This is a genomic window from Burkholderia aenigmatica (genome assembly GCF_048627025.1).
In the GTDB taxonomy this organism is placed as follows: domain Bacteria; phylum Pseudomonadota; class Gammaproteobacteria; order Burkholderiales; family Burkholderiaceae; genus Burkholderia; species Burkholderia aenigmatica.
Map to the genome: position 1 here is coordinate 3,239,998 of NZ_CP184469.1, position 15,459 is coordinate 3,255,456.

At 67.1% G+C, this 15,459-nt stretch carries 14 protein-coding genes; 8 read left to right on the forward strand and 6 right to left on the reverse strand.

All coding sequences use genetic code 11. From position 1 onward, the window contains the following. Positions 1–44: 44 nt before the first annotated feature. Complete coding sequence (locus ACN8ZM_RS31625; RefSeq protein ID WP_420211749.1) at positions 45–3,848, forward strand: DUF748 domain-containing protein; 3,804 nt, start codon at positions 45–47, stop codon at positions 3,846–3,848. Between the two features lie 59 nt (positions 3,849–3,907). Here the strand turns inward: ACN8ZM_RS31625 and ACN8ZM_RS31630 are convergent, their stop codons facing one another. Beyond that, entirely contained in the window at positions 3,908–4,132 is a 225-nt protein-coding gene (locus tag ACN8ZM_RS31630; RefSeq protein ID WP_027790361.1) for a hypothetical protein, read from the reverse strand. A gap of 316 nt (positions 4,133–4,448) precedes the next feature. Here ACN8ZM_RS31630 and ACN8ZM_RS31635 point away from each other — a divergent pair, with 316 nt between their 5' ends. Then, positions 4,449–6,122 (forward strand): alkaline phosphatase family protein, encoded by a 1,674-nt coding sequence (locus tag ACN8ZM_RS31635; RefSeq protein ID WP_241017948.1) that lies wholly within the window; start codon positions 4,449–4,451, stop codon positions 6,120–6,122. A gap of 78 nt (positions 6,123–6,200) precedes the next feature. On the opposite strand, the gene ACN8ZM_RS31640 is transcribed toward ACN8ZM_RS31635, so the two are convergent. Then, positions 6,201–7,334 (reverse strand): hypothetical protein, encoded by a 1,134-nt coding sequence (locus ACN8ZM_RS31640; protein WP_420211750.1) that lies wholly within the window; start codon positions 7,332–7,334, stop codon positions 6,201–6,203. A gap of 154 nt (positions 7,335–7,488) precedes the next feature. On the opposite strand from ACN8ZM_RS31640, the gene ACN8ZM_RS31645 reads away from it, so the two are divergent. Together ACN8ZM_RS31645 and ACN8ZM_RS31650 are read left to right on the forward strand one after the other, a co-directional pair. Then, entirely contained in the window at positions 7,489–7,683 is a 195-nt protein-coding gene (locus tag ACN8ZM_RS31645) for a YqaE/Pmp3 family membrane protein (RefSeq protein ID WP_006397338.1), read from the forward strand. Between the two features lie 253 nt (positions 7,684–7,936). After that, positions 7,937–8,221: a helix-turn-helix domain-containing protein gene (locus ACN8ZM_RS31650; RefSeq protein ID WP_420211751.1), complete on the forward strand. Its 285-nt coding sequence runs from the start codon at positions 7,937–7,939 to the stop codon at positions 8,219–8,221. An 87-nt stretch (positions 8,222–8,308) separates the two neighbouring features. Here the strand turns inward: ACN8ZM_RS31650 and ACN8ZM_RS31655 are convergent, their stop codons facing one another. Next, complete coding sequence (locus ACN8ZM_RS31655; RefSeq protein ID WP_420211752.1) at positions 8,309–9,214, reverse strand: LysR substrate-binding domain-containing protein; 906 nt, start codon at positions 9,212–9,214, stop codon at positions 8,309–8,311. 100 nt (positions 9,215–9,314) lie between these two features. On the opposite strand from ACN8ZM_RS31655, the gene ACN8ZM_RS31660 reads away from it, so the two are divergent. Continuing rightward, a complete protein-coding gene (locus ACN8ZM_RS31660; protein WP_301768318.1) occupies positions 9,315–10,040 on the forward strand; it encodes a hypothetical protein in 726 nt (241 codons plus the stop codon). A gap of 133 nt (positions 10,041–10,173) precedes the next feature. Here the strand turns inward: ACN8ZM_RS31660 and ACN8ZM_RS31665 are convergent, their stop codons facing one another. From ACN8ZM_RS31665 to ACN8ZM_RS31675, 3 genes are read right to left on the reverse strand one after another with little or no spacing between them, the layout of a single operon-like run. Next, on the reverse strand, positions 10,174–10,353 hold the full coding sequence (locus ACN8ZM_RS31665; RefSeq protein WP_043181109.1) for a hypothetical protein: 180 nt from the start codon (positions 10,351–10,353) through the stop codon (positions 10,174–10,176). After that, entirely contained in the window at positions 10,325–11,332 is a 1,008-nt protein-coding gene (cydB, locus tag ACN8ZM_RS31670) for a cytochrome d ubiquinol oxidase subunit II (RefSeq protein ID WP_089451661.1), read from the reverse strand. Before cydB ends, ACN8ZM_RS31665 begins: the two co-directional genes overlap by 29 nt. A 30-nt stretch (positions 11,333–11,362) precedes the next feature. Further along, on the reverse strand, positions 11,363–12,775 hold the full coding sequence (locus tag ACN8ZM_RS31675) for a cytochrome ubiquinol oxidase subunit I (RefSeq protein WP_043181105.1): 1,413 nt from the start codon (positions 12,773–12,775) through the stop codon (positions 11,363–11,365). A gap of 502 nt (positions 12,776–13,277) precedes the next feature. Here ACN8ZM_RS31675 and ACN8ZM_RS31680 point away from each other — a divergent pair. The 3 genes from ACN8ZM_RS31680 to ltaE all read left to right on the forward strand — a co-directional run bounded on the left by ACN8ZM_RS31680 (position 13,278) and on the right by ltaE (position 15,348). Further along, positions 13,278–13,604, forward strand: a complete 327-nt coding sequence (locus ACN8ZM_RS31680) for a hypothetical protein (protein WP_420211753.1) — start codon at positions 13,278–13,280, stop codon at positions 13,602–13,604. A 13-nt stretch (positions 13,605–13,617) separates the two neighbouring features. Further along, on the forward strand, positions 13,618–14,169 hold the full coding sequence (locus ACN8ZM_RS31685) for a hypothetical protein (RefSeq protein WP_420211754.1): 552 nt from the start codon (positions 13,618–13,620) through the stop codon (positions 14,167–14,169). Positions 14,170–14,334: 165 nt separating this feature from the next. Further along, positions 14,335–15,348 carry a low-specificity L-threonine aldolase gene (ltaE, locus tag ACN8ZM_RS31690; RefSeq protein ID WP_043181100.1) on the forward strand — a complete coding sequence of 338 codons (1,014 nt, stop codon included), beginning with the start codon at positions 14,335–14,337 and terminating at the stop codon, positions 15,346–15,348. Positions 15,349–15,459 lie beyond the last annotated feature (111 nt).

The following is a 15,459-nucleotide window of genomic DNA, read 5'->3' on the forward strand; positions in this document are numbered from 1 at the left end:
GGTTGTCCGGTGCGGCCCGGCATTCCATCCCGAGGCATTCAAGCATGGCAAGCGCAGACAAAGAAACCGTATCCTCGACCCTCCATGCCCTCGGTGGCGTTGCACGCTCGCGCCGGACCCGGCGCATCGGCATCGGCCTGCTGATCTTCATCGTTTTATTCGGACTGCTCGGGTTCTTCGCAGCGCCGCCGCTGATCCGCCATATCGCCGAACAGCAGTTGAGCAAGCAGCTCGACCGGCCCGCCACGATCCAGCGCATCGCGCTGAACCCGTACACGCTGAACCTCGAAGCCGACGGTATTCATCTCGGCGACAAAGGCGGGCAGGGCGACTTCATCGACATCGCGAAGCTCGTCGTGCGGCCGTCGTGGTCGTCGCTGTTCCGCGGCGCGCCGATCGTCAATGAAGTCCGTCTCGATTCGCCGCGCTTCCATATCGTCCGCTATGACGCGCAGCGCTTCAACTTCACCGACCTGATCGAGAAGTTCTCGACGCCGTCGCCGAAACCCGAAAGCAAGCCGACGCAGTTCTCGGTGTCGAACATCCAGGTCAACAACGGCCGGATCGATTTCGACGACCGCTTGCTGAACGAAAAGCACGTCGTCGACAACTGGACGCTCGGCATTCCGTATATCGCGACGCTGGCATCGAAGACCGACATCTTCGTCGAACCGAAGCTGCGCGCACGCTTCGACGGCAGCCCGATCGCGATCGACGGCAAGACCAAGCCGTTCGCGCAGTCGCGCGAATCGGAGATCGCGCTGAAATTCGACGGCCTCGACGTGCCGAAGCTGATCTCGTACGTGCCGGCGAAGCTGCCGGTGGCCGTGACGAGCGGCCTGCTGAGCAGCGACCTCAAGGTCAATTTCGTGATGAGCGGCGAGACGCCCGCGCTGCGCGTATCGGGCACCGTCGACCTGAACGACGCGAAGGTGACCGATCACGCATCCGCGCCGCTGTTCGCCGCGCGTAGCGTGCACGTCGCGGCGGCCAGCCTCGAGCCGCTGCGCAACGCGATGCACTTCGACGAGATCCGGATCGACCAGCCGGTGGTCGACCTGTCGCGCGACAAGCAGGGCGTATTGAACGTCGAGAAGCTCGCCGCACAGCCGGCCGCCGCATCGAAGGCCGCCGAGGGCAAGCCGGCGGCGTCGGGCGTCGCGGCCGCTTCCGCCGCGGCCGTTGCCGCCGCCAGCGGCGTGAAGGCCGAAGCCGGCGCGAAGGAGGCGCCGCCGCTCGACCTGACGATCCGTCACTTCGCGATCGACGGCGGCACGGTCAACGTCGACGACCGCGTGCCGGCGACGCCGACCGCGCTGTCGCTCACGAAGCTCGCCGCGACGCTCGACGGCTTCTCGATGCAGGGCAAGACGCCCGCGAAATACACGCTGTCGACGTCGCTGTCGCGCGGCGGCGACGTGACGGCCGAAGGCACCTTCAATCTCGCGGAGAAGCAGGCCGAGAGCAAGCTGACGGTCGCCGCGCTCGCGCTGCCGGCGTTGCAGCCGTACCTGGGCGAAGCGACGCGTGCGCGCGTGCTCGACGGCACGCTCGGCGCGACCGTCAACGCGAAGGCCGACTGGGGCAAGACGCCGCTCGCCGCGCAGGTCGCCGACAGCACGATCAGCCTGAAGTCGCTGAAGATCGCGACGCCCGACGCGAAGGCGCCGGCGATCGTGCTGCCCGACGCGAGCGCGAAGATCGCGAAGGTCGACGTGGCCGCGCGCACCGCGGAGATCGCGAGCGTCGACGCCAGCGGGCTCGCGCTCGACGTGCAGCGCCTGAAGGACGGCAAGATCGACCTCGCGGCGCTGGCCGAACCCGCGCAGGCGTCGGTGCCGAAGCGCACGGTCGCGCGCAAGGCCGAGGCCGCCGCGCCGTCGTGGCATTACCGGATCGACGCGCTGAACGTGAAGGATTCGTCCGCGAACTTCACCGACTTGTCGACGCCGCGCCCGGTGAAGCTCGCGATCAAGCCGCTGGACCTGTCGGTGCAGAAGATCAGCGACGACATGACCAAGCCGCTGCCCGTGCAGTTGAAGGCGACGCTGAACCGCAAGGGCTCGCTGAACGTGACGGGCGACGTGACCGCGCAGCCGCTGAAACTCGGCCTGAAGATCAACGGCAACCGCCTCGATGCAGCCGCGTTCGAGCCGTACTTCGGCAGTGCGCTGAACGCGACGATCGCTAGCGCGCTGCTCAACGCGCAGGGCAACCTGACATTTGCGCAGGTGAAGGACACGCCGCGCGCGACCTACCGCGGCGACGTCGCGCTGGTCGACGTGCGGATGCTCGACAAGGCGACCTCCGACCCGTTCGCGGGCTGGCGCTCCCTCGCGCTGACGAACCTGAAGGCGAACTACGACGAGAAGGGCACCGACGTCGATGCGTCGCGCGTGACGTTCTCGAACTTCTACGGCCGCGTGCTGCTCGATGCGCAGGGGCGGCTGAACCTGAAGGACGTCGTCGCGAAGGAGTCGGGCCCCGCGCAGTCGCTCACGCGCGATGCGAGCAAGAGCGAACCGGTGCCGCTGTCGCCGGGCATGACGCCGCCGGCCGCCGCCCAGGCAGCATCGGCTGCGGCCGCGCAGCAGGCGTCGGCGCCGGCCGCCGCATCCGCGACGGTGGTCGTGAAGGCGGCGACGCCGCCGCAGAACCCGGTGCGGATGCATTTCGGCGAGTTGCTGCTGCAGAGCGGCCGTGTCACCTACACCGACAACTTCATCAAGCCGAACTACACGGCGAACCTCGTCGCGATCAAGGGCACGGTCGGCGCGTTCGGCACGGATTCGACGACGTCCGCGCCGGTCGACGTGGCCGCGAACCTCGCGGGCAACGGGCCGATCTCGATCAAGGGTTCGGTGAACCCGCTGATCGAGAAGCCGGCGCTCGACCTCACCGCGACCGCGCACGACATCGAGCTGACCAACCTGACGCCGTACTCGGCGAAGTACGCCGGCTACCCGATCACGAAGGGCAAGCTCAACGTCGACCTGCATTACGCGCTCGAGAACGACCAGTTGAAGGCGAACAACCACATCTTCATCGACCAGCTCACGTTCGGCGACCATGTGGAGAACGACACGGCGACCAAGCTGCCGGTGAAGCTCGCGATCTCGCTGCTGAAGAACACGCGCGGCCAGATCGACGTGAACCTGCCGGTGTCCGGATCGCTGTCGAATCCGGAGTTCAGCGTCGGCGGGCTGATCTGGCGCGCGGTGCTGAACCTGATCGCGAAGGCCGTCACGTCGCCGTTCTCGCTGCTCGCGCATGCGTTCGGTAGCGGCGGCGAGGATCTCGGCTATGTCGAATTCGCGCCGGGCTCGTACCAGCTCGACGATGCGCAGCAGAAGAAGCTCGACACCGTCGTGAAGATGCTGACCGAGAAGCCGTCGATCCGCCTCGACCTGATCGGCCGCGTCGATCCGGCGAAGGACACGTCGGGGCTCGGCGACGCGTACGTCGACCGGCTGGTGCGCCAGCAGAAGCTGAAGGACGTGGTCGGGCAGGGCGAGAGCATCGACCCGATGTCGGTGAAGGTCGAGCCGGCCGAGTACAGCAAGTACCTGACGCGCGCGTACAAGGCCGCCGACTTCAAGAAGCCGCGCAACCTGATCGGCCTGCAGAAGACGCTACCCGACGCCGACATGAAGAAGGCGCTCGCCGAGCACGCGCCGGCCGACGACAACGCGCTGCGTGCGCTCGCGCAGCAGCGCGCGCAGGCCGTGCGCCAGTACCTCGACGGCAAGATCGATTCGAGCCGCGTGTTCGTCGTCGCGCCGAAGCTCGACGCGAAGGGCATCGAGGACAAGGGCGCGACGACCCGCGTCGACTTCGGCCTGCAGTAAGCCGGCCATCCGCCGCCGCTGCGTCCGTTCATCCGTTCGGGCGCGGCGGCGTGCTTCCTTCAGCGCGCGGCGATCGCCGGTTCTTCGCGCTTGCCCAATTCCTTCTTCGCGGCCAGCGGCAGACGCGCGTCGTCCCACTGCGCCAGCCATTCGACTTCCTTCGCGGTGAACACCTGTCCGTAGTTGCGCAACGCGTACTGCAACGCGTCGACGACGTGGTGGCGAATGATTTCGGGGGTGCGTGCATCGTCCAGCACGAACCGGAGAGCTTCCAGGGTCGACATACTCGTGCTCCGGGTCAGGGAAAACCCTTTATCACACGCCAATAGTCATGCGCCAAGCCGGAAAAAAAATCGCGCGGCGGGTAACGCCGCGGGCGGTTTGACCGATGCACCGGCGCGGTGCCGGCGGATGAAAGCGCGCGTCGAAATGTGCGCTGGGTCACCTTCCTTTGCGACCGCTTCGTGTCGCTTGCGATTGGTTACGTTTGATAGAAAACAGTAAGCCTCGCTTCATGCGAGCGCCCCACGGCGCAGCGATATTTTGCGCGCTTGTTGGCAAGTCACGCAGTTCAACGTCAATCGATGAGGTGGGGTGATCATGTCTTTCCTTGGTAAGCAGCGGAAGTTGGTGGCGATGGTGGCGGGCGCGCTGGCGCTCGCAGGTGCGGGTGCGCACGCGGCGCAGCAGGACGGCGATAGTCAGGGCGAGGACCGCGGCCACGCGAGCCGCGTCGTGAAGCACGTGCTGCTGATCAGCGTCGACGGCCTGCACGAGCAGGATCTCGCGCGCTGCATCGGCGCGAACACGTGCCCGAACATCGCGGTGCTCGCGCAGCACGGCGTGACGTACACGAATGCCTATACGCCGGGCCTGTCGGATTCGTTCCCGGGCCTCGCCGCGCTCGTGACGGGCGGCTCGCCGAAGACGGCCGGCCTGTTCTACGACGTGTCGTACGACCGCAACCTGTACGCGCCGGGCGACACGAGCTGCTCGGGCAAGCAGGGCTGGAACGTCGTGTTCGACGAGACGACCGGCATCGATGCCCAGAACGGCGGCGCGCTCGTCCACCTGAACGGCGGCGGCGCGTTCAACCCGCAGGCGATCCCGAACGCGAAGGTCAACGGCAAGTGCGTGCCGGTCTATCCGCACAACTACGTGAAGACCAACACGGTGTTCGAGGCCGTGAAGGCCGGCATCCCGAACGCCACCACCGCGTGGGCCGACAAGCACGCATGGGGCTACGACTGGCTGAACGGGCCGTCGGGCACCGGCGTCGACGATCTGATGCGCACCGAGATCAACTCGATCGACCCGACGACGAAGACGGACTACACGGACGTCTATTCGCACACCGCGCAATTCGACAACCTGCACGTACAGGCGCTGATCAACCAGATCAACGGTCGCGATTCCACCGGCACGAAGAGCGCGCCGGTGCCGACGCTGTTCGGCGCCGACTTCCAGACGCTGAGCGTCGCGCAGAAGGCGGTGGTGACGAAGGGCGGCGGCTACATGGATGCGAACTTCACGCCGAACGGGCAGGTCGCGAACGCGATCACGTACGTCGACAACTCGATCGGCCATGTCGTCGCGGCGCTGAAGCAGGCGAACCTGTATTCGTCGACGGCCGTGATCGTCACGTCGAAGCATGGCCAGTCGCCGACCGACCGCACGAAGCTCGTGAAGAACGGCGACACGCTGACGAAGCTGCTCGAAACGAACAACTACCTCGACCCGAACGGCAACTTCGGCCAGAACAACACGACGACGGGCAACCTGAACGACGGTTCGGGCCTGGTCGACACGGGCTTCGTGCAGACCGACGACGTCGGCCTGATCTGGCTGCGCGACCGCAACCAGCGCACGGCCGTGGTGCAGACGCTGAAGGCGAACCTGAGCTGCAACGCGCCGGGGATCTGCGCGGATGGCTCGCAGGCCTACATCCTGTACGGCGCGGCGCTCGCCGACCGCTTCGGCGATCCGGCCAACGGCCGCACGCCGGACATCATCGTCCAGCCGAATCCGGGCGTGATCTACACGTCGAGCACGAAGAAGGACGAGGAGCACGGCGGCAACGCGCCGGACGACAGCCACCTCGGCCTGCTCGTGTCGTATCCGGGCCTGCATCGCGCACGCACGGTGACCGACACGGTCGGCACGAAGCAGGTCGCGCCGACGATCCTCGGGCTGCTCGGCGCGAACCCGCGCCTGCTGCATGCGGTGGTGGCCGAGAATACCGGCGTGCTGCCGGGGCTCGGCATCGGTCGCTGAGCGACGCGACGCCGCAGGACTGCCCGCCGCCGGCCGTGCGGCGGGCCGGTTGCGCGCTGCGTGAGGGGCGGTGCGCGCCTACTTCGCGAACAGCACCGGCATCATTTGCACCGCGCAATCGTGCATGCGCTTGCCGATCGCCTGCGCTTCCGGTTCGTCCTCAGCCATGAGCGCATCGCCCGCGCGCTTCATCGCCGCGTAGCTGCCGCGCATCGCCGCATACAACGGAATCGGCGACGTGGCATCGGGGCCGGGCCCTTCGAAATAGCCGGTTGCGGCGAGTTCGCCCAGGTAGTAGGTGTACAGCGCGCCGACGTGGTTCGCCTGCAACCACGCCATCAGCTGGATACGCCGGTAGACCGATACGAGATCGTCTTTCGGGCGCGAGCCGAGCGCGACGAAGATCTGCAGCCGCGCGAGCCAGTTGCCCTTGCGCGCGGCTTCGACGAGCGCCGTCCACTGCGCGGGCGTCGTCGAACCCGGTTTGCGCAGGCTGCTCAGGTAGTCGATCACGGCCTGCTGGTCCGGTGACGGGCCGATCTGGTCGGGCGACCGGCACACGAAGCGGGACACGTCGATGTCGGCATTGCCGAGATGGTCGAGCTCATGCTTGATCTTGCCGTACACGTCGTCGAGCTGTTTCTGGACGTCGTCCCTCGACCATTCGGCCGGCAGCGGGCCCAGCCACACGAGTTCGTCGTCATTGGCAGCCGCAGCCGCGCGGTAACGGGCGAGCATGGCATCGTCGCGCTTGGCGGCGGCCTGGTCGTTGCGCGCGTTGTCAGCCATGCGCTGCGCGACCAGGTTGACGGCGTCGGTCAGCTTCGCGCAGCGGGCAAAGGCATCGTCGCGGTGCGTCCAGCAAGCGTTGTCGACGGTATAGATCCAGCGGGTGTTGACGGTCTCCAGCACATAGTGCGCCTCGCCTGCCTGCCGTGCGACGGCGGCACGTCCCTTGTCGTCGGTCACGCCCTCGGCCAGCACCTTGCCGTCGTGCGTGGTCCAGCTGTAGGGTTCGTTGGCCAGCGGTATTTCGCTGCCGCTGTCGCGGGTCAGGTTGATCGCGTAGCGCGTTGTCGGCTTCGTCCCGGCGTGCGCGACGCCGACGGCGATGAAGGCGGCGAGCGCGACCGCCGTGCAGCGGCGCCAGGTGTGCTTCGGGGGCGCGATGGCGGGCCGCTTGCCGCCGCAGTGTGACGATGGGGTGTTCATTGCCCTCTCTCTCCGTTGTTGTTCTGGTCGTGCTTCGTTCGACGACGCGCGAGTGTAGCAGGCACGCATCGCGGCGGACGGCTTGAATTCTGGAGCAGGCACCGGCATATTCGCCACGCATCACCCGTTCAACGACGCACCGAGAGGTTTGTTCATGCGCCTTCTGCTTGCCCTGCTGCTGCCGTGGTTCCAGTTCTTCACGATCGGCCGCCCGATCGCCGGGATCATCTGCCTGATCCTGCAAATCACGATCATCGGCTGGCTGCCGGCCGCGATCTGGTCGGTGTATGCGCTGAGCCAGTACAAAACCGATCGGAAGATCGAGGCGGCGCTGCGCGAGCGGCGATAGATCACAGAAGGGGGAGTCGAGCCCTTTCAATCTGCCGGATGTAACGGCAAGGGTTCATGTTTCGGTAGAAATCTACATAATTTGCGGTTGATAGTGGATGCAATTTGTATAGATTTCTACTGAAGTGACGGCTCTTCCAATAATTGACGGTCTCCGATCTCAAGCTGGAGCACGATGTGCATGCTTTTCTGAAGCCTGGGCTCGAACGGCTGGCTCGCGAACTGGATGCCGTGCGCTAGGCGGAGGCCACACCATGGACAAACGCTATAACGCGCTGCCGCTCCCCGAACAACTTTCGCTTCGGCGGCAAGCGATCGAGGAAGTGCTCGCGCATCCCGAATGGCCGTTGCGCGAATCGGTGCGTCATCTGAAGAAGACGATGCGACTCACGAGCGCCGAAATGGCAAAGCTCGCCGGTGTGTCGACGAAGACCAGTCAGGATATCGAACAAGGTCGCAGCGACGGGACCGTGCAGACGATGAACCGCATCTTCGGCATGCTGGGATTGAAGCTGGGCGTGGTGCGACAGAACGCATAGCCGGGCGTGACGGCGCATCCGTCCAGTCGTCGGCAGCGCAGCCACCTCGGTCTGCTTCATCGGATTCTGCTTTCTACCCGTCGCTGGCTATCCCGGCGGCGTCCCCTCCAGCGCTTCCGCCCGCGCAAACAGCCAGTCGACGAACGTGCGCAGCGACGGATCGTCGTCGTCGCGATACAGGCAATGAAACGGCGGCGCTTCCAGGTGGACTTCCGGAAACAGCGCGACGAGCCGCCCTTGCTCGAGATCGTCGCGCACCACTGCACGCGGCGCGAGGCACACGCCGAGCCCGCTCGCGGCGGCCTTGGTCATCAGGAAGAACTCGCGATAGAACGGCCCGCGCAGCGTCTCGGTGACGACCGAGCCCGCCTGGTGGAACCAGTATTGCCATGCCTGCGGCAAACCCGCGTAATGCAGCAGCGGCGCGTTGCGCAGGTCGGCCGGCGTGCGCGCCTGGTCGAGCACCGGGTGGCCGGGCGCGCACACCGGTACCGCGACGGTCGCGAGCAGCGGCCGCGACACGAACCCTTTGCGGCGCAGCTCCGGTGTATAGCGGCGGACCACGATGTCGCAGGTTTCGTCGAACTGGTCGCGCTCGTTGTCGGGCGTCGTGACGAGTTGCACGTCGATGTCCGGATGTTCGGCCTGGAACGCGGCCAGTTGCGTAAGCAACCATCCGTGCGCGAACGAAACGGACGCGTTGATCCGCACCGGCTGGCCGCCGCCGGGTTCGAACATCTGCCCCGTCGCCTGCGCGAGCCGGCCGAGGCAGCTCGCGACGTCGACGAGGTAATGCCGCGCACGCGGCGTGAGCCGCATCGAGCGTCCGTCGCGCTCGAACAGCTTCTGGCCGAAGAACGATTCGAGCACGCGGATCTGCTGCGCGACCGCGCTCTGGGTCACGTTCAGCTCGTCGGCGGCGAGGGTGAGGCTCTGCAGGCGGCCGGCAGCTTCGAAGCTGCGCAGCGCGTTCAGGGGCGGCAATCGGCGCATCGTGAGATCGCGAAGAAAAGCTACACAGTGGGTCAAAAAATGTCGTTTGTGGCGGTCGGGGCGCCTCCCTATCATGGCGCCGACAGGAGAGAACGCCCCGATGACGATCATATCGCCACCCGACGCCCGGGCAACCGGAATTCGCCACCGTCTGCGCCTTCGGCGCGAGGCGCGGCGCGCGACGCACCGTTCGGCCGCCGTGCCGCCCGTGCGCAGCCGCGGCGCGTTGGCGCTCGCCTGTGCCGGACTCTTCGCGGCGCTGACCGGATGCGCGACGAAGCCGGAGAACGAGCGGCAGATCGGCGACGGCGGCTCGCTGGTGCGCTACAGCTCGAGCCAGACCGAAGTCGACCTGACCGATACCGAGCGGCAGACGCTGCGCATGCTGACCGACCGCCGCTACGCGGATGCGACGCAGGCGCGCGCGCTCGACGCGGTGGCCGGCGTGCTGCGCGCGCAGGGTTATGCGCCGGTGACGGTCGATCGCGATTCGGGGCTGGTGGAAGCGGGGCGCAGCGAGACGCTGATCCCGAAGTGGCGTCAGCTGTTGCGCGGTGCGCTGAAGGCCCGCATCGGGATGCTGCCGGTCAAGCCCGATCACGAGCGCGTGGCCGCGATCGTGACGGTTCGGGCGGGGCGGGACGTGCACGTCGCAGACGCACATGTCGCAAACGCGCACGTCGCAATCGTGCGTGCGCGATTCGATCGCACGGTGTGGGACAGCGCCGGCGATTCGCGGACCAAGACCGTCATGGAGCCCGAGTATTACCAGGCATTCTTCACGGAAGTGGACAAGGCGATGTGCGCGACGAAGTGCGAGCGGTGAGCAGGGGACGCGCCGGTGCGTGAAAGCCGCGGCATGCGATCGCCACGGCGGCGCGCCGGTGGCGAGTGCGGTACGCCGGCGGCGAGAGGCGCGGAACGCGTCCGGCATTCGCCCCGGCGTGCCACGCAGGGGGCTACTTCACCGCAAACAGCGTCAGGTTCATGAAGATCTTGAACGCGTAGCCGAGCGTGACGGCGCCGATCACGCCGCCCGCCCACAGGACGATGAACCACATCCAGCCGCGCATGCGCGGCTTCGGCGCGGCGGGCTGGCGTTCGGCGGAATCAGTGGTGGTAGTAATGCTGGTCTTCATGGCGCACCTTGCCTCGGAATACCCAGTAACCCATCGTCGTGTAGGCGATGATGATCGGGAGGATAACCGCTGCGCCGACCAGCGTGAAGGTCTGGCTGGAACGCGGCGCCGCAGCTTCCCAGATCGTCATCGTCTGAGGAATCGCATACGGGAACAGCGTGACGAGCAGGCCGACGTAGCCGAGCAGCACGAGCGCCAGTGCGAGCACGAACGGGGTCATGTCATGCCGGTCGCGCACCGCGCGGCGCATCCACACCGCGCACCCGGCGACCAGGAACGGCACCGGCAACAGGCGCCAGAACAGCCCCGAATCGAACCAGCGCTGCGCAATGGCCGGATCCTGCAGCGGCGTCCACAGGCTGATGACCGCGATGAAGCCGAGCAGCACGACCGTCAGCGGCCACACGACACGATGCAGGCGGCGCTGCAGGTCGCCTTCCGTCTTCGCGACGAGCCAGCAGCAGCCGAGCAGCGCATAGGTCACGATCAGGCCGAGGCCCGTCAGCAGGCTGAACGGGGTCAACCAGTCGAACGCGTCGCCCGCGAACACACCGTCCTTCACGTTGATGCCCTGCAGGAACGCGCCGAGCGCGATCCCCTGGAACAGCGTCGCGCCGGCCGAGCCGCCGATGAACGCGAGATCCCACAGCTGCTTCGTGCGACGTGCCTTCGCGCGGATCTCGAACGACACGCCGCGGAAGATCAGGCACACCAGCATGAAGATCAGCGGCAGGTACAGCGCGGACAGCACGGTCGAATAGACGATCGGGAACACCGCGAACAGCCCGGCGCCGCCGAGCACGAGCCACGTCTCGTTGCCGTCCCACACGGGCGCGACGGTGTTCATCATCAGGTCGCGTTCCTTCTCGTCCGGGAAGAACGGGAAGACGATGCCGATGCCGAGGTCGAAGCCGTCGAGCACGACGTACATGAAGAGCCCCAATGCGATGATCGCGGCCCAGATTACGGTGACGTCCATAGGTTTTCTCGTATGCGGAAAGGGTGGGGCTCAGACGGTCTCGAGCGGCTCGTCGACGGCCGACATCGGGCGGCGCGCGGTGTGGTCGGGGCGCGTGTCGGGGGTGTCGTCGTGCTTCACGTCGGGCAGCGCGGGGCCGGCCTTCATCAGCTTCAGCATGTAGTACACGCCGGTGCCGAACACGAGGAAGTACACGATCACGAACGTCATCATCGACAGGCTGACCTGCTGCACCGACAGCGGCGACACGGCCTTCGCAGTGCGCATCACGCCATACACGACCCACGGCTGGCGGCCCGCTTCGGTCGTCACCCAGCCCGCGAGCAGCGACACGAAGCCGGTCGGGCCCATCACGAGCGCGAAGCGCTGGAACCACTTCGATTCATACAGGCGGCCGCGGCGGCGCAGGAGCCATGCGAGCGCGGCGAGGCCGATCATCGCGAAGCCGAGGCCGACCATGATCCGGAAGCTCCAGAACACGATGGTCGAGTTCGGGCGGTCTTCCGGCGGGAATTCCTTCAGCCCGCGGATCTCGCCGTCCCAGCTGTGCGTGAGGATCAGGCTGCCGAGGTGCGGCACCTTCACCGCGTAGCGGGTCGTTTCCGCCTTCATGTCGGGGATGCCGAACAGGTTGAGCGGCGTGCCGCCCTTCTCGGTTTCCCACAGCCCTTCGATCGCGGCGATCTTCGCCGGCTGATGCTTCAGCGTGTTGATGCCGTGCTGGTCGCCGATCACGGCCTGCAGCGGTGCGAGCACGAGCAGCAGCCACAGCGCCATCGAGAACATCTTCTTCACGCCCTTGTCGCGACGGCCCTTCAGCAGATGCCATGCGCCGGTCGCGGCCACCACCAGCGCGGCGACGATGAACGCGGCGATCGCCATGTGGAACAGGCGGTACGGGAACGACGGGTTGAAGATGATCGCGAACCAGTCGGTCGGCACGACGCGGCCGTCGACGATCTCGAAGCCCTGCGGCGTCTGCATCCAGCTGTTCGACGCGAGAATCCAGAACGTCGAGATCAGCGTGCCGATCGCGACCATCAGCGTCGCGCCGAAGTGCGCGCGCGGGCTCACGCGGTTCCAGCCGAACAGCATGATGCCGAGGAAGCCGGCTTCGAGGAAGAACGCGGTCATGACCTCGTACATCAGCAGCGGCCCGGTGACGGCGCCGGCGAAGCTCGAGAAGCCCGACCAGTTCGTGCCGAACTGGTAGCTCATCACGACGCCGGAGACGACGCCCATCCCGAACGCGACCGCGAAGATCTTCGACCAGAACAGACAGAGGGTTTTGTAGTACTGCTTGCCGGTTTTCAGCCAGCGATATTCGAGCACGGCGATGAAGCTGGCGAGGCCGATGCTCAGCGCCGGGAAGACGATGTGAAAGGAGACGGTGAACGCGAATTGCAGGCGGGCCAGATCGAGGGCCGAAAGAGCGGTGTCCATACCAGTTGACCGAGGCTGACGATACCCGCCGGCGGGTGCCGGCGGACCCCGGCGGACGGGCGTCGGGGTTGGCTGGAGTATGTGCCGCGATGTTGCACCGCGAAATGTGCCAACTCGTCGCAGATGTCCAGCCCGTCGCGCGCATTTCCGGGGTAAATCGTTGATTCGTATCAAGAAGGCTGCTTGCGGCGCGCGCAGCCATGGCGTGGCGGTCTGACGCACGTGCGTCAATATGGCGCGTCGCGTCATTGGAACGGTTAGACGCGCCCGCAAACGCCGCGTGACACCGCGCGGTGCGGCACCCTCGCGCGGCCGAACCGTTGCGTTGCGTTATCGCGTAACGCGCCCGGTCGTGCCGGCGGGCCGCGGCCGATGGGGTCTGTCACATTGGTAACGTCGCGCAACATTGGCGCGGGCGCCCGTAATGGATGACGGATCGCGCGCGGCGTAGCGTTCGGTATGTCGGGTTCGCATCGACGAACCGCCAGCCGGAGAACGTGACGTGAATGGATTGAAGCTCGCGCTGGGCGCGGCGGCCGCCGTGGCGATCGCCACGGGCGGCGTGGCGCATGCCGCCCGGGTCGGGGTCTATATCGGCCCCGGCTATCCGTATTACTACCCCGTCGTCCCCGCGCCTTACTACTACCCGCCGCCCGTCGTCGCGGTGCCCGTCGATCCGGGGCCGCCGCCTCAGTACGTCGAGAAGGGACAGCCGCAGGACGATGGCGACGCGAACCTCTGGTACTACTGCGACGCGTCGAGGCACTACTACCCGTATGTGAAGACCTGCAAGTCGGGCTGGCGATCGGTGCCGGCTTGGCCGCAGTGACGGAGGCGCGACGATGAAATCCGTATCTCGACTTTTGCGCGTGCCGGCCGCGCTGGCGCTGACCGGCCTGCTCGGCGCGTGCGCGTACATGCCGACCGGGCCGAGCGTGATGGCGCTGCCCGGCACCGGCAAGTCGTTCGACCAGTTCCGCGCCGACGATGCGAACTGCCGTCAATACGCGTTCGAGCAATCGGGCGGCGTGAGCGCGGGCCAGGCGTCGACCGCGAGCGCGGTCGGCAGCGCGGCCGTCGGCACCGCGCTGGGTGCGGCGGCCGGCGCGGCGTTCAACGGCGGCACGGGGGCAGCCGTCGGCGCGGGCGCCGGGCTGCTCGCGGGCAGCGTGGTCGGCGCCGGCGCGGCGCAAGGCTCGGCCTACGACATCCAGCGCCGCTACGACTACGGCTACCTGCAATGCATGTACGCGACCGGCAACCGCGTGCCGGTACCGGGCGGGATGAGCGGCGGCGGGGGCGGCGGGTATGGCGGTGGCGGATATGGCGGCGCACCGCGCGCGGCGCCGCCCATGCCGCCGGCGGGCGTTCAGCCGCCGCCGCCGCGCTACTGACGGCCGCCTCGTCGTCGCCGTGCAGCGTGGCGTGCAAGTGCGCCGTGCCCTGTGTGCGCGTCGACCGTCGGTACACACGCGCTGTGTGAATTGCGTACACTCTGAGTCTCGTTTCGGCAGGGCCGGGCGCATCGGATCCGGTCCGCGTTTACCCAGGACTCAGCGATGATCGATTTACGCAGCGATACCGTGACACGTCCGAGCCAGGCAATGCTGGCCGCGATGACTGCCGCCGAAACCGGCGACGACGTATGGGGTGACGACCCGACCGTCCTGCGCCTGCAGGCGGTGACGGCCGAGCGGGCCGGCAAGGAAGCCGGCCTGTTCTTCCCGAGCGGCACGCAGAGCAACCTGGCCGCGCTGATGGCCCATTGCGAACGCGGCGACGAATACATCGTCGGCCAGCTCGCGCACACCTACAAGTACGAAGGCGGCGGCGCGGCCGTGCTGGGCAGCATCCAGCCGCAGCCGATCGAGAACGCGCCGGACGGCACGCTGCCGCTCGCGAAGATCGCCGCGGCGATCAAGCCGCTCGACAATCACTTTGCCCGCACGCGCCTGCTCGCGCTCGAAAACACGATCGGCGGCCAGGTCTTGCCGGAAGGCTATGTGCAGGAAGCCACCACGTTCGCGCGCAGCCGCGGGTTGTCGCTGCACCTCGACGGCGCGCGGGTATGCAACGCGGCCGTCGCGTCGGGCCGTTCGATCGCCGAGCTGGGCGCGCCGTTCGACAGCGTGTCGATCTGTTTCTCGAAAGGGCTCGGTGCGCCGGTCGGCTCGGTACTGGTCGGCAACCGTGCGCTGATCGAGCGCGCGCAGCGCTGGCGCAAGGTGCTTGGCGGCGGGATGCGGCAGTCGGGCATTCTCGCGGCGGCCTGCCTGTATGCGCTCGACCACAACGTCGAGCGGCTCGCTGACGATCACGCGAATGCCGCGCATCTTGCCGAAGGTCTTGCGCGCATCGAATCCGTGAAGGTGTTGTCGCATGCGACGAACATGGTGTTCGCACAATTCCCCGAAGCCGATTGCGCGCCGCTCGAGGCATGGCTCAAGGAACGCGGGATCCTCACGCAGATGCTGTACGCGTCGCGCTTCGTCACGCACTGCGACGTGTCGCGCGCGGATATCGATACGTTTATCGACGCGGTCGGTGCGTATTTCGCGCAGCGCCGCGCGTAAAGGGGAATGCGCCGGCCGGCGGAGACGCCGGCCCGATATGGCGCGAAGCCGGGGGCGGAGAGTCGACGGGGGCGCCGTGGCAACCCGTCTGTCGATATCGGGCGTGCCGGC

Excerpts from the sequence above, each read along its gene's own strand:
- ACN8ZM_RS31625 (WP_420211749.1), top strand. The coding sequence starts at position 45 with ATGGCAAGCGCAGACAAAGAAACCGTATCCTCGACCCTCCATGCCCTC.
- ACN8ZM_RS31630 (WP_027790361.1), bottom strand. The coding sequence starts at position 4,132 with ATGTCGACCCTGGAAGCTCTCCGGTTCGTGCTGGACGATGCACGCACC.
- ACN8ZM_RS31635 (WP_241017948.1), top strand. The coding sequence starts at position 4,449 with ATGTCTTTCCTTGGTAAGCAGCGGAAGTTGGTGGCGATGGTGGCGGGC.
- ACN8ZM_RS31640 (WP_420211750.1), bottom strand. The coding sequence starts at position 7,334 with ATGAACACCCCATCGTCACACTGCGGCGGCAAGCGGCCCGCCATCGCG.
- ACN8ZM_RS31645 (WP_006397338.1), top strand. The coding sequence starts at position 7,489 with ATGCGCCTTCTGCTTGCCCTGCTGCTGCCGTGGTTCCAGTTCTTCACG.
- ACN8ZM_RS31650 (WP_420211751.1), top strand. The coding sequence starts at position 7,937 with ATGGACAAACGCTATAACGCGCTGCCGCTCCCCGAACAACTTTCGCTT.
- ACN8ZM_RS31655 (WP_420211752.1), bottom strand. The coding sequence starts at position 9,214 with ATGCGCCGATTGCCGCCCCTGAACGCGCTGCGCAGCTTCGAAGCTGCC.
- ACN8ZM_RS31660 (WP_301768318.1), top strand. The coding sequence starts at position 9,315 with ATGACGATCATATCGCCACCCGACGCCCGGGCAACCGGAATTCGCCAC.
- ACN8ZM_RS31665 (WP_043181109.1), bottom strand. The coding sequence starts at position 10,353 with ATGAAGACCAGCATTACTACCACCACTGATTCCGCCGAACGCCAGCCC.
- cydB (WP_089451661.1), bottom strand. The coding sequence starts at position 11,332 with ATGGACGTCACCGTAATCTGGGCCGCGATCATCGCATTGGGGCTCTTC.
- ACN8ZM_RS31675 (WP_043181105.1), bottom strand. The coding sequence starts at position 12,775 with ATGGACACCGCTCTTTCGGCCCTCGATCTGGCCCGCCTGCAATTCGCG.
- ACN8ZM_RS31685 (WP_420211754.1), top strand. The coding sequence starts at position 13,618 with ATGAAATCCGTATCTCGACTTTTGCGCGTGCCGGCCGCGCTGGCGCTG.
- ltaE (WP_043181100.1), top strand. The coding sequence starts at position 14,335 with ATGATCGATTTACGCAGCGATACCGTGACACGTCCGAGCCAGGCAATG.